Here is a 19,968-nt window from a genome sequence, read left to right as displayed (position 1 = left end):
TGCATTGATAAAAGGCTCGCGAATGCGAGCCTTTTTTATGCGTAAGGTGTTACGAACCACCTCGCCTCAACGATTCATCCATACCGTCGCGGAAATCGCGGGTAAACTAAGTCTTCCCTCGCGGATATCACCGCTTCCCGTTTTACATTGCCATCCGGCCACGTTCAGCAACGGCAACGCTTCCAGCGCCACTTCACAGGCCTCGCCCCGGTTAATCGCCACCAGCGCCCGCTGCTGCTGATAAACTCGCACGAATACCACTACGTCACCTTCGGCATACAGCGCCTGGCATCCGCCACGACGCAGCGCCAGACTGCTCTGGCGCAGTTTCGCCATACGCTGGTACAGCGCCAGCAAGTTGCCGTCCTGCTTGCGTTCATCCCATGGGAACGGTTTGCGGCACATGGGGTCATTTGCGCCGTCCACGCCGACTTCATCGCCGTAATAAATACATGGCACGCCGGGCCAGGTAAACAGCCAGACCACCGCCAGCGGCAGGCGCGCCGCGTCTTTACCCAGCAGAGTTTTAAAGCGCGCAGTATCATGGCTGTCGAGTTGATTAAACATGCGCAGTTGTTGCTGATGTGACAGCCCGGCGCGGTAGTTATCCATCCACGCGATACAGGTCCGGGCATCAATATGCTGTGGTTCGTAAGCGATATCAGTATTGGCGAGAAATCCCCATAGCGGGAAGGTGAAGCCGCGATAATTCATGGCGGCATCTTCCGCATCGGCCTGTAGCCACTGCCGCGCATCGCCGAAATGTTCCCCCACAATATAGGCTTCGGGCTGCGCCTCTTTTGCCGCCCGGGTAATACCGGCGACGTGCTGCAAATTATGACGCGCCCCGCCCGCCTCGCCCAGCATATGTACGACATCCAGCCGCCAGCCGTCCATATTCCACGGAGCCTTTAGCCAGTGACGAACGATACTGTCCTCACCGCGATAGATCTCATCGACCAGCGTTTCTGATTGATAATCGAGTTTCGGCAGGCTCGGATAACCCAGCCAGTCCAGCGCCACGCCTTGTGGTGAAAAGGAGTACCAGTCGCGCCACGGCGAGTCCGGGTGATGGCACGCGCCGCCAGTGCTGCGGTTATGCCTGTCAAACCACACATGCGAGTCGCCGCTATGATTAAACACGCCATCCAGCACCAGCCTCATGCCCTGCACCTGGGTTTTACGCCGCAGGCGTAGCAGCGCCCGATCGCCGCCAAATTGCGGATCGACATGGCGATAATCTTCCGTATCGTACTTATGGACGCTCGGCGCGGTAAATACCGGATTCAGATATAGCGCTGTGACGCCCAGTTTTTTCAGATACGGCAGCTTCTCACAAATGCCATTCAGACAGCCGCCGTAAAAGGTGGAACCGCCCGCCTGGGGGGTTAAAGGATCGTCCCAGTCGCGCAGCACAATCTCCTGACCTGCGGCATGATGGTAGTACACCCGGTCCTGCCCGGCTTCACGAGACTGGCTGCGGGCAAAACGATCCGGGAAGATCTGATAAAAAATTTGATCGGCGACCCACTGCGGGCCGCTATCCGGCACATCAACCGCAAATTGTTCCAGACGCGCAGGCGGAAAACGGCTAAATCCCTGTGGCGTAAACCAAAGCTGGCGGTCATGCCAAAGCAATTTAAAGCTGTAACGGCGACGGGGTTGCCCTAACGCGATATTGAGCGTCGCTCGCCACGCCGTCACGCCCGGCTGCGGCTGGCGGCGCTGTTTGCGCATCGCCAGTGAGATTTCTTCATTATCGAATTCTGAGCGCAACGTCACGCGAGACGGCGGATTTTCTCCGCTCAGCCACAGCGTAATGGTTAATTTATCGTTATGTTGCTTCACAAATGGGGCAACCGGTAAGTGCCAGGCATTCAACATCTCGTATCCCCTCTACTGAAAATGGGGCCACCTTGCCACAGAGATTTAAAGGATAACTCATCATCCAGGGGTTTATTAGGGGAGGAGGCTCCAGGAGGAGAAGCGGCTCCGCTTATCCGGTCTACCGTTGCCTGCAGACCGGATAAGGCAGAGAAAAACGACTACGCCTGCGCCAATTGACGGTCGCGACGGCGTTTAAATATCCAGCCAATCAACAGCAGAACTATCCAGGCGAAGCCCACATACAGTGAGATGCGGGTATCCGGATGGTAGCCGATAAGCGCAATAATGAAGACCAGGAAAATCAGACCCGCTATCGTCGTTACGACACCGCCCGGCACCTTAAATTTCAGCGCTTTTACCTCTTCCGGCGGTAAACGACGACGGAAGGCGATTTGCGACAGCAGGATCATAATCCATACCCATACCGTCGCAAACGTCGCCAGCGAAGCAATCACCAGGAAGACGTTTTCCGGCATGATGTAGTTCAGGTAAACCGCAAACAGCAGCGCAATCGTCATCACCAGCACAGTGACCCACGGAATACCACGGCGTGACGTTTTAGCAAAGACTTTCGGCGCGCTCCCCTGCTCCGCCATACCATGCAGCATACGGCCTACGCCAAACACATCGGAGTTGATAGCGGAAAGCGAGGCGGTCAATACCACAAAGTTCAGAATGCTGGCGGCAAAGGTAATCCCCATATGCTGGAACGTCAGCACAAATGGACTGCCGTTTGTGCCGACCTGATTCCACGGATAGATAGACATAATGACGAACAGCGTGCCGACATAAAATACCAGGATACGCATCGGTACTGAGTTAATGGCGCGCGGAATGGATTTCTCCGGGTCTTTCGCTTCCCCGGCGGTGATACCGATAATCTCAATCCCGCCGTAAGCGAACATCACCATTTGCAGCGACATGATCATTCCCAACCAGCCATTGCTGAAGAAGCCGCCGTTGCTCCACAGGTTATGAATGCCGGTCGGCTGCCCGCCGTTGCCAATTCCCCACACAATGATGCCGATACCCGCGACAATCATGATAATAATGGTGGCGACTTTGAAGAAGGAGAACCAAAACTCCAGCTCGCCGAACACCTTGACGCTCATCAGGTTGATGGCGCAAATGATCAGCACCACGCTAAGTACCCAAATCCAGTGCGGCACGGCGGGGAACCAGACTCCCATGTAAATGCCGAACGCGGTCACGTCGGCAATGGCGACGATCAGGATCTCAAAACAGTAGGTCCAGCCGGTAATGTAGCCCGCAAGCGGGCCGAGGTTTTCCTGCGCATAGCGCGAAAATGAGCTGGCGGCAGGGTTGTGAACGGACATTTCCCCCAATGCGCGCATAATGATATATGCCGCGACCCCGCCAATAATATAGGCCAACAGCACGCTCGGCCCCGCCATTTTGATGGCGTCCGCCGAGCCGTAAAACAGGCCGGTGCCGATTGCCGAACCTAATGCCATAAAGCGAATGTGCCGGGTGCTCAGCCCACGCTTTAGCTTATTATTGCTTTCCATCAATTTCTGACCTATCAACACAATAAAAAACCACGGGGCGTTAAGCCCCGTGGTGTACACATATGTCAGCGATTTTAGTGAGCGCTGGAGGTCACCTGCCGACCCGCCGCGCGATCCCAGATAATCGCCAGGATCACCATCACCACCGTTGGCATCAACCAAGCCAGTCCCTGTTCCGCCAGCGGCAAACGCTGACTCCAGGCTGGCAGCATATCGCCGAAGGCAGATGCTTTGATGCCGTCAAGGATACCAAAAAGCAGACTGATAAACATGGCCGGCGCGATGATACGGGTGGAATTATGCCACCATGAGCGGGTAAAACTTAATACAACCAGTGCGATACACGGCGGATAGATAGCCGTCAGCACCGGAATGGAGATTTGAATCAGATGGCTCAGTCCGAGGTTTGACACCACCATAGAGAAGCCGCCGAGAATAAAGACCAGCGTGCGGTAAGACAGCGGAATATACTGCGCGAAAAACTCAGCGCAGGCGCAGGTCAGCCCCACCGCCGTCACCAGACACGCGATAAAGATCAGCGCCGCCAGCAGGAAGCTTCCCGCGCCGCCAAAGGTATGCTGAACGTAGGCATGAAGAATCGCCGCGCCGTTCGCTGACTGATCGACCAGCGTCGCGCTGTCAGAACCTAAGCGGAACAAGGCAAGGTAAAGCAGCGTCAGCCCCACGCCCGCCATCAGGCCGGCCCAGACCGTGTAACGCGTCAACAGGCGCGCTTCGGTCACGCCGCGAGAACGCGCCGCGTTCACAATAACGATACCAAACACCATCGCGCCCAGCGTATCCATCGTCAGATAGCCGTTCACAAATCCGTTAGAAAAGGCCGCATTCTGATAAGCGTCCAGGGCGTTGCTGATTGGACCGGCAGGCCAAACGATAGCCGCGACGGACAGGATGACCAGCGCAATAATTTTCAACGGCGCCAGGAAATTCCCTACCGTATCCAGCAGCTTACCCGGATAGAGGGAAACCAGAATAACGATAGCGAAATAGACCACGCTGTAAATCAGCAACGGCATTGCAGAATCGCCAGTCAACGGAGCGATACCGACCTCAAACGACACCGTCGCGGTACGCGGCGTCGCAAATAACGGCCCGACGGCCAGATAGCAAACGGTCGCCAGCAGGAGTCCCGCCACTTTACCAATCGGCGTACTGAGGCTGTCTACGCCGCCGCCGACTTTCGCCAGCGCCACAACAGTAAGAACCGGTAGCCCTACGGCGGTAATCAGAAAGCCAATAGCGGCTGTCCAGACGTGTTCACCCGCCTGCAAACCGACCATAGGAGGAAAGATAATATTGCCTGCGCCAACGAACAGCGCAAATGTCATAAAGCCCAGGGCGATGATATCGCGCGATTTTAACTGATGGGTCATAAAGTCTTACTGCCTGTGGATGGTGATGTTGTAAACATTAAAATTTTTGCCTTTCCCGGAGGATTATAAAGCGGCGTTTTTTATCAATTTCAGCGGGAAAAGCTCCCGGACCGATGCGGCGAAGAATTGTTTTTCGATTTACCGCGCAAATGCAGTCGTAATGACAGCACCTGAAGCGCAATTTAAACGCTTATAACGTTTTAAAGCAAGGTGGGATCTAAAAACCAGATGAATATAGCGATATGAAATTTACAACCAGAATAAAACACCATTCTCATGAAAAAGTTATGGCTAATCATGCGAACAAAAAACCACCAAACGTTGAATGTTTCAACGAGCCCGTCTTAACTGCAAAGAAAATAAGCCAGCATCCGCTGGCTTATGGAAAGTTATACTTACGAAAGGCAATTAATCGCTATTTTTGGCAATTAAACGTTCCGGCAGCACAAAGCTAAATCGCGTTCCTTTGCCAGGCGAACTGTCGATTTCAAGGCGGCTTTCATGGTGATTCAACGCATGTTTCACAATCGCCAATCCCAGGCCGCTGCCGCCCGTTTGCCGCGAACGCGCTTTATCGACACGGTAGAAGCGTTCGGTCAGACGAGGAATATGCTCGGCAGCAATCCCCGGACCGTTATCTTGAATGCAAAACTCAGCGCCATGCGCGACACGTCGCCAGCTCACCGTAATATGCGTTCCCGCCGGCGTATGGTTTACCGCGTTATACACCAGGTTTGAGATCGCGCTACGTAGCTGCTCTTCGTTGCCCAGAACGCTAAGACTATCGTCGACCTCAAACGTAAAGGTATGTTTCTGCTGGCTGAGCGTCTGCGCTTCACGCTCCACGACCCGCAGCATCATCGGTACATCCACTTTTTCATTTAATAACAGCGCCGGGGCCGCCTCAATTTTAGACAGCGTAAGCAGTTGTTTTACCAGCCCTTCCATACGATACGTTTGCTCGCGCATCGTATGCAGCGCTTTCTCTCGCGTCGCCCCTTCCAGCGCCTGTTCCTGCATCATTTCCAGATAGCCTTGCAATACCGTCAAGGGCGTACGCAACTCATGGCTAACGTTGGCGAAAAAGTTACGTCTGGCGCCTTCAAGCTGATGCATTTGCGTCACATCGCGCGCCACCATCAGGAGTTGTTTATCGGTATAAGGCATGACGCGGATCTCCAGGTGCCGCCCGGTATTGAGCACCAAATGAAGCGGACGGGTGAAATCACGCGTTTTTAAATACTGGGTAAACTCCGGATAACGCAGTAGATTGAGAATATTCTGCCCGTTGTCATCCGGCCAGCGTAGCCCCAGTATCTGTTGCGCCAAACCGTTACACCAAAAAATGCCGCCCTCTTCTGTGGTCAGTACCACGGCATCAGGCAGCGACTCCGCGCCACTGCGAAAACGTTTAATCAGGTTCCCCAGCTCGCGGCGACGCTTCTTATTTCGCAACTGCATCTGGTGTAAACCGTATAACAGCGGTTCCCAACTTCCCCGTCCCGGCGGCGGCGTCATACTTCTGTCGACCCAAAGCCACCAGGAGAGGCGTAACAAATTCCAGAAATGCCAGACAAGCAGTCCCGTCACCGCCGCCAGTAAAAACCACGGCAGATAACCAAAAAAAGCGCTAAGGATAAGCGCGGGGATGCAACAGAGCACCAGCTCCAGCACCAGCCTTTTCCATGACAGCCGTTCCAGCACGCGTCATACTCCCTCAAGAATGGAAAGCCTTCTCCGCCAGAAACCTGTGTTCTACTGGCGGAAAAGGCATTAAAAGCGGGTCGAAAAACGATACCCTGTCCCGCGTACCGTTTGCACCATCCGGTCGTGGCCGCTGTGCTCCAGCGCCTTACGCAAACGGCGAATATGCACGTCGACCGTCCGGTCTTCAACGTACACATTGGTGCCCCAGACATGATTGAGTAGCTGCTCGCGACTGTAAACCCGTTCCGGGTGCGTCATAAAGAAATGGAGTAATTTAAATTCGGTCGGCCCCATATCCAGCGGGCTGTCGCCGGTCATCACGCGGTGAGAGCCGGGATCAAGGCTCAGTCCCTGCATCTCGATCACCTCTTCGACCGCCATCGGCGAGATGCGCCGCATAACGGCTTTAATGCGCGCCACCAACTCCTTGGGGGAAAACGGCTTGGTAATGTAATCGTCAGCGCCGGTTTCCAGCCCGCGCACACGATCTTCTTCCTCACCTCTTGCGGTCAGCATAACCACAGGAATATCCCGGGTCATGGCTTCACGTTTGAGATGTTTAATAAACTGTAACCCTGACCCGCCGGGCAACATCCAGTCAAGAAGGATGAGATCCGGCCAGGGTTCATTAAGTTTATTCACCGCACTGTCATAATCTTCGGCTTCTACGGGCTGAAAGCCATTTTGTTCGAGCACGAAGCACACCATTTCACGGATCGGCGCCTCATCTTCTACGACCAGAATACGTCTCGCCATAATTTGCCCTGTTAGTCGTTAGTTATCAATGCCGCGCCATTATGCGTCAGATTTATGACAGATTTATGAAAAAAAAAGGCGGCATTGACAGCATGTTGATGATTTATGACACCGGTGAAACCATGCATTACCGTGTACCGGCGGTAAATTGCGCCCAAAAATGGAAGGGATGACGTGTATAATCCCGTTCACGCTTTTTTTGCATGGAACAATTATGCGCATCCTCCACACCTCTGACTGGCATCTGGGACAAAATTTCTACAGTAAAAGCCGCGCCGCGGAGCATCAGGCTTTTCTGGACTGGCTGCTGGAGACCGCGCAGGCCCATCAGGTGGATGCCATTATTGTCGCTGGCGATATTTTTGATACCGGTTCGCCTCCAAGCTATGCCCGAGAACTTTATAACCGTTTCGTCGTTAATTTACAGCAAACGGGCTGTCATCTGGTGGTGCTGGCCGGTAATCATGATTCCGTCGCCACGCTAAACGAATCGCGCGACATTCTGGCGTTTCTCAATACAACCGTGATCGCCAGCGCGGGCTATGCGCCGCGGCTACTTCATCGTCGCGACGGGTCTCCGGGCGCCGTACTGTGCCCCATTCCCTTTTTGCGCCCGCGCGACATTATTACCAGTCAGGCGGGATTATCCGGCAGCGAGAAACAGCAGCAACTTCTTCATGCGATTGCCGATTATTATCAACAGCAGTATCAGGAAGCGTGCCAGCTACGCGGCGAACGAAAGCTGCCGGTTATCGCGACGGGACATTTAACCACCGTCGGCGCCAGCAAAAGCGATGCGGTTCGCGACATTTATATCGGTACGCTGGATGCCTTTCCGGCGCAGCATTTCCCCCCCGCGGATTATATCGCATTGGGACACATTCACCGCGCGCAATGTGTCGGCGGCACGGAGCATATCCGCTATTGCGGCTCACCCATCGCCCTCAGCTTTGATGAGTGCGGCAAAAGCAAATGCGTGCATCTGGTGACCTTCGAGCAGGGGAAATGGCAAAGTACCGAAAGTCTGGCTGTCCCCGTGACTCAACCGCTGGCGGTTTTAAAAGGCGACCTGGCGTCAATTACCGAACAGCTTGAGCAGTGGCGCGGCGTTGAGCAATCGCCCCCCGTCTGGCTGGATATTGAAATCACCACCGATGATTATCTGCACGATATCCAACGCAGAATACAGACATTAACGGAGTCACTCCCCGTAGAGGTATTACTGGTGCGCCGTAGCCGCGAACAGCGCGAGCGCTCGCTGGCGAACGAGCGGCGGGAAACATTAAGCGAGCTTAGCGTGGAGGAGGTTTTTGCGCGGCGTCTGGCGCTGGAAGCGTTAGATCCCCCGCAGCGCGAGCGCCTGAATCAGCTCTTTTCCAGCACGCTCTACGCGTTGAATGAGGAGCATGAGGCATGAAAATTCTCAGTTTGCGTCTGAAAAACCTGAACTCGCTGAAAGGAGAATGGAAGGTCGACTTTACCGCCGAACCGTTTGCCAGTAACGGGTTATTCGCCATTACCGGCCCGACCGGCGCGGGAAAAACCACCTTGCTTGACGCCATCTGCCTGGCGCTGTACCACGAAACGCCGCGCCTGAATACGGTATCGCAATCGCAAAACGATTTGATGACGCGCGATACAGCGGAATGTCTGGCCGAAGTGGAGTTTGAGGTAAAAGGCGAAGCCTGGCGCGCGTTCTGGAGCCAGAACCGAGCCCGAAATCAGCCTGACGGCAATCTCCAGGCCCCACGCGTAGAGCTGGCACGGTGTTCAGACGGAAAGATCTTTGCCGATAAGGTAAAGGATAAACTGGAGATGATCGCCACGTTGACCGGGCTGGACTACGGGCGCTTCACCCGTTCGATGTTGTTATCACAGGGGCAGTTCGCCGCCTTTCTTAACGCCAAAGCGAAAGAGCGCGCAGAGCTTCTGGAGGAGCTCACCGGCACTGAGATTTACGGGCAGATCTCCGCACAGGTATTTGAAAAACATAAATCAGCCCGTCTCGAACTGGAAAAGTTACAAGCGCAGGCCAGCGGCGTCGCCCTATTGGCGGACGAACAGTTACAGCAACTGGAAGCCAGTTTGCAGGCGCTTACTGACGAAGAGAAACGCCTGCTGGCCGACCAGCAGGGACAGCAGCAGCACCTTCACTGGCTGACCCGAAAAAACGAGCTCCACACTGAATTACACGCCCGGCAGCAGGCGCTGTACGCGGCGCAAGAGGCGCGAGAAAAAGCGCAGCCGCAGCTCGCGGCGTTGACACTGGCGCAACCTGCTCGCCAGTTGCGCCCGCACTGGGAGCGCATTCAGGAACAAACCCGCGCCGTTGAGCGTGTTCGCCAGCACAGTGATGAAGTGAATGCTCGCTTACAAAGCGCGTATCGCCTGCGCCAGCGTATCCGCGCCTGCGCGCATCGACAATTCACGCAACTGAACGCCACAGGGCAGCGGTTGAAGACATGGCTGGCGGAACACGACGGCATCCGCGTCTGGCGCAGCGAACTGGCGGGGTGGCGAGCATTATTAACACAACAATCCCACGATCGGGCGCAACTGAGCCAATGGCAACAGCAGTTGCTGAGCGATACGCGTCAGCGTGATGCGCTACCGCCGCTCACGCTCGACCTCACGCCACAGGCGCTGGCGGAAGCCAGAGCATTGCATACCCGGCAGCGTCCGCTACGCCATCGTCTCGCCGCGCTTCAGGGGCAAATTCTCCCGAAACAAAAGCGTCAGGCGCAGCTACAGGCAGCTATCGCGCGTCATCATCAGGAGCAGGCGCAATACACCCAACGTCTGGCGGATAAGCGTTTGAGTTATAAGACTAAAGCGCAGGAGCTTGCGGACGTTCGCACTATTTGCGAGCAGGAGGCGCGCATCAAAGATCTGGAAAGCCAGCGGGCGCACTTACAGTCCGGCCAGCCGTGTCCGCTTTGCGGCTCGACGACGCACCCCGCCATCGCCGCCTATCAGGCGCTGGAACTGAGCGCGAATCAAACCCGCCGCGACGCGCTGGAAAAAGAGGTCAAAACGCTGGCGGAAGAAGGCGCGGCGCTGCGAGGACAGTTAGATGCCTTAACGCAACAATTACAGCGGGATGAAAGCGAGGCGCAGTCGTTGTTGCAGGAGGAGCAAGCGCTTACTGAGGAATGGCAAACGCTGTGCGCTACGCTGGGCGTTCAGCTCCAGCCGCAAGAAGACCTCGCGGGCTGGCTGACCGCCGCGGAAGAGCATGAGCAACAGTTGGATCAGCTCAGCCAGCGTCATGCTCTACAAACGCAAATCGCGGCGCATACTGAACAGGTAGCGCGCTTTACCGCGCAGATTGCGCAGCGTCAGGCGTCGCTGACGGCAGATTTGGCGCAGTATACGCTTTCCCTTCCTGCGCCAGAAGACGAGGCTTCGTGGCTGAATGAGCGCGCCGACGAAGCGAAAATATGGCAACAGCGTCAGACAGAGTTCGCGGATTTGCAAATGCAGATCGACAGGCTTGCCCCGTTGCTGGAGACGCTACCGCAAACGGATACCGCGGATTCCGACGACGACGTGCCGCTGGATAACTGGCGGCAGGCGCATGATGAGTGCGTGTCATTACAAAGCCAGTTGCAAACCCTGCAGGAACAAACGACGCAGGAGCAGCAGCGCGCCGCCGAGGCGATAGCGCACTTTGATGCGGCGTTAAAAAATAGCCCGTTTGACAGCCAGGCAACGTTCCTGGCGGCGTTGCTGGATGAAGAGACCGTGACCCGTCTGGAAAAACAACAACAAACGCTGGAAAGTCAGCTACAACAAGCGAAGGCGTTAAGCGCGCAGTCCGCGCAGGCGCTGGCTGACCATCAGCAACAGCCGCCCGCAGGTCTGGACCCAACGTGTACGGCGGAGCAGCTCGCGCAGCGGCTGACGCAGTTGGCGCAACAACTGCGCGAGAACACGACACGCCAGGGGGAAATCCGCCAGCAAATTAAACAGGATGCAGATAATCGGCAGCGCCAACGCGCGCTGATGACGGAAATGAAGCAAGCCTCTCAGCAAGTGGAAGACTGGGGCTATCTCAATGCGCTGATCGGCTCTAAAGAAGGTGATAAGTTCCGCAAATTCGCCCAGGGACTGACGCTGGATAATCTGGTCTGGCTGGCGAATCATCAGCTCACCCGCCTGCATGGCCGCTATTTATTGCAGCGCAAAGCCAGCGACGCGCTGGAACTGGAGGTTGTCGATACCTGGCAGGCCGACGCCGTGCGCGATACGCGAACGTTATCAGGCGGCGAAAGTTTCCTGGTCAGCCTGGCGCTGGCGCTGGCGTTATCAGATTTGGTCAGCCATAAAACGCGCATTGATTCTTTGTTCCTCGACGAAGGCTTCGGCACGCTTGATAGCGAAACGCTGGACGCCGCGCTGGATGCGCTCGATGCGCTGAATGCCAGCGGGAAGACCATCGGTGTGATTAGTCACGTGGAAGCCATGAAAGAACGTATCCCTGTGCAGATAAAAGTGAAAAAAATCAATGGGCTTGGTTATAGCAAACTGGACAAAGCGTTTGCCGTGGAGTAACACGAGTGTCATCCTGCGCACAGCATACCGTCATGACATAGCATAATAATGAATACACAAAGACGGATAAGGAATGGTATTACCTCGCGCTTATCCGCAAGCTATACGTTGATTGGCTGTGACAATTCACAGCCACAGCGCGCAACATGCGCCTTTATTTTCGGCAGGTGGTATGAAAAAAGTTATTTTTTCTTTGGCGCTGGGTACGTTCGGACTGGGGATGGCCGAGTTTGGCATTATGGGCGTGCTGACGGAGCTGGCACGCGATGTCGGGATAACAATTCCCGCCGCCGGGCATATGATCTCGTTTTACGCCTTCGGCGTCGTGCTGGGCGCGCCTGTTATGGCGCTCTTTTCCAGCCGCTTTTCGCTTAAACATATACTGTTGTTTCTGGTCATGTTGTGCGTGATGGGCAATGCCATATTTACCTTTTCCTCGTCATATCTGATGCTCGCCGTCGGCAGACTGGTTTCCGGCTTTCCGCACGGTGCCTTTTTTGGCGTCGGCGCCATTGTCTTGTCAAAGATTATCCGCCCCGGGAAGGTCACCGCCGCCGTCGCGGGTATGGTTTCAGGGATGACGGTGGCGAATCTGGTGGGCATTCCGTTCGGCACTTACCTGAGCCAGGAATTTAGCTGGCGCTACACCTTTTTATTGATCGCGGTTTTCAACATCGCCGTGCTCACCGCAATTTTCTTCTGGGTGCCGGATATTCGCGACAAAGCCCAAGGCAGCCTGCGCGAGCAGTTTCACTTCTTGCGTAGCCCCTCGCCGTGGCTCATTTTCGCCGCCACGATGTTCGGCAATGCGGGCGTTTTTGCCTGGTTCAGCTATATCAAGCCATTTATGATGTACATCTCCGGTTTTTCGGAGACGAGCATGACGTTTATTATGATGCTGGTCGGGCTGGGGATGGTGTTAGGCAATCTGTTAAGCGGCAAACTCTCCGGCAGATATACTCCGCTGCGCATCGCGGTAGTGACTGACCTCGTTATCGTGCTTTCTCTCATGGCGCTCTTTTTCTTCAGCGGATACAAAACGACATCGCTGACTTTCGCGTTTATCTGCTGCGCTGGTCTGTTTGCGCTCTCTGCGCCGCTGCAAATCCTGCTACTGCAAAACGCCAAAGGCGGCGAACTGCTGGGCGCGGCGGGAGGGCAAATCGCGTTTAATCTCGGTAGCGCGATTGGCGCCTGGTGCGGCGGGCTGATGCTGACACTAGGTTTTGCGTACCACTATGTGGCGCTTCCCGCCGCCCTGCTCTCGTTTTCCGCCATGTCGTCGTTGCTGGTATACGGACGTCTAAAACACAAGCAGCCATCGGTCACGCCGGTTGCCGGATGACGCGCCATCCGGCTAACAACGTTACGCCAGCGGCCACAGCCAGGCCGCGCCGCGCACGCCGCTCGAATCGCCATGCCGCGCCTTACGTACCGGCGTCTCGCACTCGCCGCCAAAAACAAACGATTTCATCAGCGACGGAACCGTCTTGTACAGGCGCTCAACATTGCTCATACCGCCGCCCAGCACAATGACATCCGGATCCAGAATATTCACGACATGAGATAATGCTTTCGCCAGCCGCAGCTCATAACGGCTTAACGCCAGTTCCGCCACGGCGTCCTGCGCGTCGACCAGACGAATAATCTCATCGCCTTTTAGCGCGTTACCGCTCAAACGCTGGTAATCCGTGGCAAATCCCGTACCGGAAATAAAGGTTTCGATACAGCCTTGTTTACCGCAATAACAGGGAATTTCTTCGCGGTAACGCAACTCATCGTCATCCATCCACGGCAACGGATTGTGGCCCCATTCACCTGCCGTACCGTTGCCGCCGATGTGCGCCCGGCCATTTAGCGCTACGCCCGCGCCACACCCGGTACCGATAATCACCGCAAATACCGTTTGCGCCCCCGCCGCCGCGCCATCCACCGCCTCTGATACCGCCAGGCAATTGGCATCGTTGGCTAACCGCACTTCACGCTTCAGACGACGGCTCACATCGCTATCGAACGGCTGGCCGTTAAGCCACGTAGAGTTAGCGTTTTTCACCACGCCGGTGTAAGGCGAGAGAGAACCGGGAATGCCAATGCCGACGCTACCGGTCTGGCCGGTCGCCTGTTCCGCCATGTCGACCAGCGTAGCGATGGTTTCTATCGTTTGCTGATAATCCTCCCGCGGCGTAGGCAGACGATGGCGAAACCGCTGCTCTCCTGCATCATCAAGCGCAATGACTTCCGTTTTTGTGCCGCCTAAATCGATACCAATACGCACATACCGCTCCTCATTTTTTGGGAATATCAACAGGGTAGAATTCACCGTTCTGATTGGCAATGCAAGCCTGCCGACAATTCGTTACTATACCGCCTGGATTTAACGACAAGGCCGTGGAAATTATCATGCTGTGGTTCAAAAATTTAATGGTTTACCGTCTTAGCCGCGATATTACATTACGCGCCGAAGAGATGGAGAAACAGCTCGCCTCAATGACGTTTACCCCATGCGGTAGCCAGGATATGGCCAAAATGGGCTGGGTTCCGCCGATGGGCTCTCACAGCGATGCGTTAACGCACACCGCCAATGGCCAAATTATTATTTGCGCGCGCAAAGAAGAGAAAATCCTGCCATCGCCAGTGATCAAACAGGCACTGGAGGCGAAAATCCAGAAACTGGAAGCCGATCAGGGACGCAAGCTGAAGAAGACGGAAAAAGATTCCCTGAAGGATGAAGTGTTGCATTCGTTGCTGCCGCGCGCGTTTAGCCGCTTCAGTCAGACAATGATGTGGATTGATACCGTTAACGGCCTGATTATGGTTGACTGCGCCAGCGCGAAAAAAGCGGAAGATACTTTGGCGCTACTGCGTAAAAGTCTTGGCTCGCTGCCGGTCGTCCCGCTGGCGCTGGAAAATCCGATTGAGCTGACGCTCACCGAGTGGGTGCGCTCCGGTACGGTCGCTCAGGGTTTCCAGTTGCTGGACGAAGCCGAATTGAAAGCGATGCTGGAAGATGGCGGCGTGATCCGCGCGAAAAAGCAGGATCTGGTCAGCGACGAGATCGCCGTTCATATTGAAGCGGGTAAAGTGGTCACGAAGCTGGCGCTCGACTGGCAGCAGCGCATTCAATTCGTCATGTGCGATGACGGCTCCATTAAGCGTCTGAAATTCTGCGATGAGCTGCGCGACCAGAACGAAGATATCGACCGGGAAGATTTTGCCCAACGTTTTGACGCGGACTTTATCCTGATGACCGGCGAGCTGGCGGCGCTGATTCAAAGCCTGGTGGAAGGATTAGGCGGCGAAGCGCAGCGCTAACCAGAGGGCCCCTCTCCGCCGGAGAGGGGACTCACCGTTACAAATAGCGGCACAGATACGAGGCGGGCTCAGCAACCTGGAGATGAAACTCGCTGTGGCCAGGCACGTTAAACACCTCACCGGCTGTATACACTTTCCATTCGACAGTTCCCGGCAACAGTACCTTCAACGCGCCGCTCACAACCGTCATCTCTTCGGGTTCGGCGGTGCCAAATGTATACTCCCCTTCCGCCATCACACCAACGCTGGCCCGGCCGGTGCTACTGCTGGTAAATCCAATAGACTTAACTTTCCCGGAAAAGTATTCATTGCTTTGTAGCATAATCAGGCCCCGTCTCATTATTAAATTAACACCCAATATAGAGTCCTGACGTTCGGCCTGTCACGTAAAATTAGACAAGCAGTTCTGAAGCTAACCGCGCAATCAAAACGTTAGAGAGTAAAACCGGCACATCCAGCGCCTGCTGTAAAATATCCCGATGACGCTGATGAAAACCCAGACAATCCAGCATAATGACGTCCGCGCCTTGATCCAGTAGCGCCTGTCCGGCATCAATTAACTGTTGCTCAGAACCGTGAACCGGATTCGCCAGCGAATACACCGGCGGCATTTGCAATACCTGCCATTTTTTCTCCTGGGCCGCCAGAAGTTCTGCAACAGGCACAATCACGCCCACCTGATGTCCATCCACAATAGAGGCGACAAGCGGTGGAATAATACGCAGCGGTTCAAGCAAAATAGAATTACGGGCTGCCATACTTTTAATCGCCGCGGTGCTCATCAGTATAATGACATCGTAACCCTGATTATCCAGCACCTCGACAACGCTCTGTAAATCTCGCTCCACTTTCTGGCGGGAAACATGGGCTATCTGGTTATCATTCAGCAACGTCAAAAGCGGATCGTCGCCAGGCTCTACAGCGTAATCCGCCATAACGTCTTCCCGGCTCATTTTTCCCAGCAGGCTATGATGGGTGATGTGTTGTTCGTCGATGTATTCCGTCAGAAGCGGTAACACTTCGCTCATTGGCACAACGCCGATTGTGAGGATTGCCAACGACGCACTCATTTTTATTCCACCTTATTACTTCGTCGTAATTCCCGGGCAAATATTCACACGCTCACCGCGCTACCTGCCCTACAAATCTCAGAAAGCGTAGCAGCAGATGAGCAACGTATTGTGTAAAGATTCCAAATAACTCCAATATTGTATTGTTATCGCTTAATTTACGGTTTTAGTTGCCAGTATAAATGTTTCAAGAATGTGATGGAGATACAATTTAGGGGTACTCAGAATCCCTTCCGAGTGGTTCATGCGTCTATGATTTATCCGGATCTTCGTAACGATTTTTCGCATCCATCGCTTCTTCTGCGGTCGGATGCTCGCTGATGAGCGAATCAGGTTTCGGATGGTCAGCCCGTAGCTGATACCACGTCACCGTCTGGCCCGGCGTGCCTTTTTCAATGGTGACGATATAAGCTTCCCGCGGATAAGGTGGTCTGGTTGGCATAGCGTTTCCTTTATTCTGGGTGAGCGTTAAGTATAGACATCTCCCTGTAACCGTTGCGTCGACGGCGGCAGCGCCGCAATAATTTCAGAAACGACCTGGGCCGGCGCTTTCGTCGCGTCAATAATGTAATGCGCCGTTTCGCGATACAACGCGTCACGCTGCTCAAGCACTTCCCGAACCTCTTCGCTCAACGGCTTGCCGGTGAGGGTCGGGCGCAGATCCGCTTCAGGTTCAGCCTCAAGCCGGTTAACCAGCGTGGATACCGGCGCGCACAGATAAATCACTACGCCAACACGGTGCATATAACGTCGGTTATACTCCGTGAGAATAATACCGCCTCCCGTCGCCACGACAGTCGAAGGCGCGCTTACCGCCTCCAGGGCCGCGGTTTCCCGGGCGCGGAACCCTCCCCAGCCTTCTTTTTCAACGATATCAGCGACGCTCATCTGCACGTGCGATTGCAGCCAGCGGTCGGTATCTGCAAACCGAAAACCGGTTGCCTGCGCCAGCGCCATACCGATGGTGGTTTTCCCACAGCCCCGCGGGCCAACAAGATAAAGAGGTTGCATCATAGCAGGCGTTCCCCCAGGAACTGCGCATACGCAGGATTTGATATCAGCAATGTTATAATCATATCATCTAACTAGTACAACGCATAAATGTAAATAATAATTTACACAAAGGTACTAAAGTCACAATATTAGTACTATAGCAAGAATCAGAAATGAATAAACTGTAAATTTTTCATTACATGATTTATTTTTTACGCTGGCTTTCCAGCCACCACTTATCCAGCTCGGCGGCAAAATGCTGACGATCGCGCGGCGAGAGAGTGTTTGGCCCCCCCGTTTGTACGCCGCTGGCGCGTAGCGTGTCCATAAAGTCACGCATCGTCAGACGTTCGCGAATCGTGGCGTCGCTATAGCGTTCTCCCCGGGGATTAAGAGCCGCAGCGCCTTTTTCCAGCACTTCAGCCGCCAGCGGAATATCCGCGGTAATCACCAGATCGCCCGCTTCGCATTGACGCACGATTTCGTTATCCGCCACGTCAAACCCGGCGGCCACGCGAAGCGTGCGGATAAAACGCGAAGGCGGCACGCGCAAGGCCTGATTGGCAACCAGAATAAGCGGCAACTGCATCCGCTCGGCGGCGCGGTACAAAATTTCTTTAATGACATTCGGACACGCATCCGCATCCACCCAGATGGTCATAATGTCTCCCGTACGGTATACAATCTTTTATTGTCTCGCGCTTTTGTCTTTCATCAAAGTGCTGTTTCTCCTTCTGCCCGTTTTCAATCCGCGTTAAGCTAACCATTCCCCATAACACACAAACATAGGGAGTGACGAGATGGAGAAGAAAATCGGTTTTATTGGCTGCGGTAATATGGGCAAGGCTATTCTTGGCGGACTGATTGCCAGCGGTCAGGTACTTCCCGGCCAGATCTGGGTCTATACCCCCTCCCCCGATAAAGTCGCCGCCCTGCATGATCAGTACGGCATTAATGCGGCGCAAAGCGCGCAGGAGGTCGCTCAGGTCGCGGATATCGTTTTCGGCGCGGTAAAACCGGGCATTATGGTGAAAGTGCTCAGTGAAATCTCCTCCAGCCTGAACAAAGACTCGCTGGTGGTCTCTATCGCCGCAGGCGTAACGCTTGATCAGCTTGCGCGCGCGCTGGGACACGACCGTAAAATCATTCGCGCTATGCCGAATACGCCGTCGCTGGTCAACGCAGGAATGACCTCCGTCACGCCCAACGCGCTGGTCACACCGGAAGATACGGCTGATGTGCTGAATATTTTCCGCTGCTTTGGCGGGGCGGAAGTGATTGCTGAGCCGATGATCCATCCGGTGGTTGGCGTGAGCGGATCTTCGCCGGCCTATGTCTTTATGTTTATCGAGGCGATGGCGGACGCTGCCGTTCTGGGCGGTATGCCTCGCGCTCAGGCTTATAAATTCGCCGCGCAGGCCGTCATGGGGTCGGCGAAAATGGTACTCGAAACCGGAAAGCATCCCGGCGAACTGAAAGATATGGTGTGCTCGCCTGGCGGAACGACGATTGAAGCCGTACGCGTTCTGGAAGAACGTGGCTTCCGCGCTGCGGTAATAGAAGCGATGACGAAGTGTATGGAAAAATCAGAGGCGCTCAGTAAATCCTGAAGCCCGGCTGGACGTCATGCCGCCACTTCGGTGCGGTTACGTCCGGCATTCTTTGCTTTGTAAAGCGCCATATCCGCAGACTTTAGCCATTCCCGATAATGACCGATTTGTGGCGTTAACGGCGCCACGCCCACGCTGATACGTAACATGACCTGCGGCGCGCCCGGCAAGCGTAAGGTATTTAGCCGTTCATGCACTCGCGACATGGCGGTAATCGCGCTGTCTGCCGGCGTTCCGCACATAATCACCGCAAATTCGTCGCCGCCAAAGCGCCCGATAATATCACTCCCGCGTAGCGTTATCTGTAATTGACGCGTCAGGGCGATAATAGCCTCATCCCCAACATCATGTCCCCAGGTGTCGTTAATGCTCTTAAAATGATCGATATCGATAATCAACAATGTCGCCTCCCGATGGTGGCGTCGGCTGTGATCGAATTCATTACGTAATAAAATTTCCCAGTGGCGTCGGTTATAGACGCCGGTCATGCCATCCCGCGAGCTCATCGCCTGCAAGCGTCGCTTATGTTCCGCTAATTTAATGGCCGTTTGGTAACTTACCCAGGCGAACAGAAGCGGATACAACATAATGACGGGCAAAGAGAGCGTGACTTCCAGCGACGAGCTTCGCATCGCGACGGGTAGCCCGGCAAGCTGCAACGTCACCAGACATGACGCCAGCAAAAGGCCCATTCCGACAGTGAATAGCCGCCGCCCGCCAGCGCCCATCAGATTCATGCTCATCATCATAAACAGCGCGGCGGCAGGCAACATATTGACGCCCATCAGCGCGATCCACATGCCGGAGAGGATCGCATCCACTTTCAGGTTGTAAATTTCCTGGCGTAGCGGATCAAGGGCTTTCGCCGCCCACTGCCATGCCAGATGCGGCCAGACAAAAGACCAGCCGACCAGCAATAGCCACCAGCCGCCAAAGACAGGTTGCGTCACTAACACGGCGGCCACCGGTAAAAACATCCCCCCTAACCCCACCGCACGCGGTAGCCTGATGCGCCGGGCGAAGCGCAACCCGGAGCGCTGACGATCATCAGGAGGGTCAGGCGGCGCTACCGCCTGTTCAACCGCTTTTCGGTAAAAATTTTCATCATTCATTATTTTTGGGAACATTTAGAAACAATTTTCCCAAATTATAGAAA

17 protein-coding genes and 31 other annotated features are annotated in these 19,968 nt (G+C 54.8%); of the genes, 5 read left to right on the top strand and 12 right to left on the bottom strand.

What is annotated here, in order from left to right; all coding sequences use genetic code 11:
* Positions 1–66 precede the first annotated feature (66 nt).
* The 5 genes from malZ to phoB form a co-directional block, all read right to left on the bottom strand.
* The gene (malZ, locus tag STM0401) for a maltodextrin glucosidase (protein NP_459396.1) occupies positions 67–1,897 on the bottom strand. Within the gene, positions 67–1,884 belong to an annotated coding region; the region does not span the whole gene.
* Positions 1,892–1,897: a ribosome-binding site (putative RBS for malZ; RegulonDB:STMS1H000754), on the bottom strand. Its footprint overlaps the gene before it by 6 nt.
* Before the next feature lie 148 nt (positions 1,898–2,045).
* The gene (gene proY, locus STM0400; protein ID NP_459395.1) for a putative APC family, proline transporter occupies positions 2,046–3,425 on the bottom strand. Within the gene, positions 2,046–3,416 belong to an annotated coding region; the region does not span the whole gene.
* Positions 3,420–3,425: a ribosome-binding site (putative RBS for proY; RegulonDB:STMS1H000753), on the bottom strand. Its footprint overlaps the gene before it by 6 nt.
* 65 nt (positions 3,426–3,490) lie before the next feature.
* Positions 3,491–4,826 (bottom strand): LIVCS family, branched chain amino acid transporter system II (LIV-II) gene (gene brnQ / locus STM0399; protein ID NP_459394.1). Within the gene, positions 3,491–4,810 belong to an annotated coding region; the region does not span the whole gene.
* Positions 4,821–4,826, bottom strand: a ribosome-binding site (putative RBS for brnQ; RegulonDB:STMS1H000752). Its footprint overlaps the gene before it by 6 nt.
* A 392-nt stretch (positions 4,827–5,218) precedes the next feature.
* The gene (phoR, locus tag STM0398) for a sensory kinase in two-component regulatory system with PhoB, regulates pho regulon (RefSeq protein NP_459393.1) occupies positions 5,219–6,529 on the bottom strand. Within the gene, positions 5,219–6,514 belong to an annotated coding region; the region does not span the whole gene.
* Positions 6,524–6,529 (bottom strand) — a ribosome-binding site (putative RBS for phoR; RegulonDB:STMS1H000751). Its footprint overlaps the gene before it by 6 nt.
* Before the next feature lie 54 nt (positions 6,530–6,583).
* The gene (gene phoB, locus STM0397) for a response regulator in two-component regulatory system with PhoR (or CreC) (protein NP_459392.1) occupies positions 6,584–7,346 on the bottom strand. Within the gene, positions 6,584–7,273 belong to an annotated coding region; the region does not span the whole gene.
* Positions 7,279–7,284, bottom strand: a ribosome-binding site (putative RBS for phoB; RegulonDB:STMS1H000750). It overlaps the preceding gene by 6 nt.
* Positions 7,311–7,319: a -10 signal (putative -10_signal for phoB; RegulonDB:STMLTH004636), on the bottom strand.
* Positions 7,326–7,344 (bottom strand) — a protein binding site (putative binding site for PhoB, RegulonDB: STMS1H000342).
* Positions 7,338–7,346: a -35 signal (putative -35_signal for phoB; RegulonDB:STMLTH004636), on the bottom strand. (Overlaps the previous feature by 7 nt.)
* 130 nt (positions 7,347–7,476) lie before the next feature.
* Positions 7,477–7,482, top strand: a ribosome-binding site (putative RBS for sbcD; RegulonDB:STMS1H000749).
* On the opposite strand from phoB, the gene sbcD reads away from it, so the two are divergent.
* The 3 genes from sbcD to araJ all read left to right on the top strand — a co-directional run bounded on the left by sbcD (position 7,477) and on the right by araJ (position 13,172).
* Positions 7,477–8,690, top strand: a protein-coding gene (sbcD, locus tag STM0396; RefSeq protein ID NP_459391.1) for an ATP-dependent dsDNA exonuclease. Within the gene, positions 7,488–8,690 belong to an annotated coding region; the region does not span the whole gene. (Overlaps the previous feature by 6 nt.)
* Positions 8,673–8,678: a ribosome-binding site (putative RBS for sbcC; RegulonDB:STMS1H000748), on the top strand. It overlaps the preceding gene by 6 nt.
* The gene (gene sbcC / locus STM0395; protein ID NP_459390.1) for an ATP-dependent dsDNA exonuclease occupies positions 8,673–11,827 on the top strand. Within the gene, positions 8,687–11,827 belong to an annotated coding region; the region does not span the whole gene. The genes sbcD and sbcC overlap by 18 nt, the downstream gene beginning before the upstream one ends.
* An 8-nt stretch (positions 11,828–11,835) precedes the next feature.
* Positions 11,836–11,847 (top strand) — a protein binding site (putative binding site for AraC, RegulonDB: STMS1H000005).
* Positions 11,848–11,853: 6 nt separating this feature from the next.
* Positions 11,854–11,865: a protein binding site (putative binding site for CRP, RegulonDB: STMS1H000066), on the top strand.
* 78 nt (positions 11,866–11,943) lie between these two features.
* Positions 11,944–11,952 (top strand) — a -35 signal (putative -35_signal for araJ; RegulonDB:STMLTH004632).
* Positions 11,944–13,172, top strand: a protein-coding gene (gene araJ, locus STM0394) for an MFS family, arabinose polymer transporter (RefSeq protein NP_459389.1). Within the gene, positions 12,000–13,172 belong to an annotated coding region; the region does not span the whole gene. It overlaps the preceding feature by 9 nt.
* Positions 11,960–11,968: a -10 signal (putative -10_signal for araJ; RegulonDB:STMLTH004632), on the top strand. (Overlaps the previous gene by 9 nt.)
* Positions 11,992–11,997: a ribosome-binding site (putative RBS for araJ; RegulonDB:STMS1H000747), on the top strand.
* Positions 11,994–12,014 (top strand) — a protein binding site (putative binding site for CRP, RegulonDB: STMS1H000039). It overlaps the preceding feature by 4 nt.
* A gap of 21 nt (positions 13,173–13,193) precedes the next feature.
* Here araJ and yajF read toward each other — a convergent pair.
* Positions 13,194–14,114, bottom strand: a protein-coding gene (yajF, locus tag STM0393) for a putative sugar kinase/putative transcriptional regulator (NagC/XylR family) (protein NP_459388.1). Within the gene, positions 13,194–14,102 belong to an annotated coding region; the region does not span the whole gene.
* Positions 14,109–14,114 (bottom strand) — a ribosome-binding site (putative RBS for yajF; RegulonDB:STMS1H000746). Its footprint overlaps the gene before it by 6 nt.
* 101 nt (positions 14,115–14,215) lie before the next feature.
* Positions 14,216–14,221 (top strand) — a ribosome-binding site (putative RBS for rdgC; RegulonDB:STMS1H000745).
* Here yajF and rdgC point away from each other — a divergent pair.
* Positions 14,216–15,139, top strand: a protein-coding gene (gene rdgC, locus STM0392; protein NP_459387.1) for a putative exonuclease involved in removal of stalled replication fork. Within the gene, positions 14,228–15,139 belong to an annotated coding region; the region does not span the whole gene. (Overlaps the previous feature by 6 nt.)
* 37 nt (positions 15,140–15,176) lie before the next feature.
* On the opposite strand, the gene yaiE is transcribed toward rdgC, so the two are convergent.
* The 5 genes from yaiE to yaiI form a co-directional block, all read right to left on the bottom strand.
* The gene (gene yaiE, locus STM0391; RefSeq protein ID NP_459386.1) for a putative cytoplasmic protein occupies positions 15,177–15,474 on the bottom strand. Within the gene, positions 15,177–15,461 belong to an annotated coding region; the region does not span the whole gene.
* Positions 15,469–15,474, bottom strand: a ribosome-binding site (putative RBS for yaiE; RegulonDB:STMS1H000744). It overlaps the preceding gene by 6 nt.
* Before the next feature lie 57 nt (positions 15,475–15,531).
* Positions 15,532–16,223 (bottom strand): protein of aro operon, regulated by aroR gene (gene aroM / locus STM0390; protein ID NP_459385.1). Within the gene, positions 15,532–16,209 belong to an annotated coding region; the region does not span the whole gene.
* Positions 16,218–16,223 (bottom strand) — a ribosome-binding site (putative RBS for aroM; RegulonDB:STMS1H000743). It overlaps the preceding gene by 6 nt.
* A gap of 236 nt (positions 16,224–16,459) precedes the next feature.
* The gene (gene yaiA, locus STM0389; RefSeq protein ID NP_459384.1) for a putative cytoplasmic protein occupies positions 16,460–16,662 on the bottom strand. Within the gene, positions 16,460–16,651 belong to an annotated coding region; the region does not span the whole gene.
* Positions 16,657–16,662: a ribosome-binding site (putative RBS for yaiA; RegulonDB:STMS1H000742), on the bottom strand. Its footprint overlaps the gene before it by 6 nt.
* Before the next feature lie 15 nt (positions 16,663–16,677).
* Positions 16,678–17,382 (bottom strand): shikimate kinase II gene (gene aroL / locus STM0388; RefSeq protein NP_459383.1). Within the gene, positions 16,678–17,223 belong to an annotated coding region; the region does not span the whole gene.
* Positions 17,235–17,240 (bottom strand) — a ribosome-binding site (putative RBS for aroL; RegulonDB:STMS1H000741). (Overlaps the previous gene by 6 nt.)
* Positions 17,276–17,304, bottom strand: a protein binding site (putative binding site for TrpR, RegulonDB: STMS1H000377).
* Positions 17,308–17,330 (bottom strand) — a protein binding site (putative binding site for TyrR, RegulonDB: STMS1H000381).
* Positions 17,347–17,355, bottom strand: a -10 signal (putative -10_signal for aroL; RegulonDB:STMLTH004624).
* Positions 17,374–17,382, bottom strand: a -35 signal (putative -35_signal for aroL; RegulonDB:STMLTH004624).
* Positions 17,382–17,404: a protein binding site (putative binding site for TyrR, RegulonDB: STMS1H000382), on the bottom strand. (Overlaps the previous feature by 1 nt.)
* 3 nt (positions 17,405–17,407) lie before the next feature.
* The gene (gene yaiI / locus STM0387) for a putative cytoplasmic protein (RefSeq protein NP_459382.1) occupies positions 17,408–17,875 on the bottom strand. Within the gene, positions 17,408–17,863 belong to an annotated coding region; the region does not span the whole gene.
* Positions 17,447–17,478 (bottom strand) — a protein binding site (putative binding site for TyrR, RegulonDB: STMS1H000380). It overlaps the preceding gene by 32 nt.
* Positions 17,870–17,875 (bottom strand) — a ribosome-binding site (putative RBS for yaiI; RegulonDB:STMS1H000740). Its footprint lies within the gene yaiI.
* A gap of 113 nt (positions 17,876–17,988) precedes the next feature.
* Positions 17,989–17,994: a ribosome-binding site (putative RBS for proC; RegulonDB:STMS1H000739), on the top strand.
* Between yaiI and proC the strand changes: the two genes are divergently transcribed.
* Positions 17,989–18,812 (top strand): pyrroline-5-carboxylate reductase gene (gene proC / locus STM0386; RefSeq protein ID NP_459381.1). Within the gene, positions 18,003–18,812 belong to an annotated coding region; the region does not span the whole gene. It overlaps the preceding feature by 6 nt.
* Positions 18,813–18,826: 14 nt before the next feature.
* Here the strand turns inward: proC and yaiC are convergent.
* Positions 18,827–19,958 (bottom strand): putative diguanylate cyclase/phosphodiesterase domain 1 gene (yaiC, locus tag STM0385; RefSeq protein ID NP_459380.1). Within the gene, positions 18,827–19,939 belong to an annotated coding region; the region does not span the whole gene.
* Positions 19,953–19,958 (bottom strand) — a ribosome-binding site (putative RBS for yaiC; RegulonDB:STMS1H000738). It overlaps the preceding gene by 6 nt.
* Positions 19,959–19,968 lie beyond the last annotated feature (10 nt).

The sequence above is a fragment of the Salmonella enterica subsp. enterica serovar Typhimurium str. LT2 genome (genome assembly GCF_000006945.2).
GTDB classification, from domain to species: domain Bacteria; phylum Pseudomonadota; class Gammaproteobacteria; order Enterobacterales; family Enterobacteriaceae; genus Salmonella; species Salmonella enterica.
The sequence above is the reverse complement of the archived record's forward strand: the minus strand, read 5'-3'. Positions and strand labels throughout refer to the sequence as shown.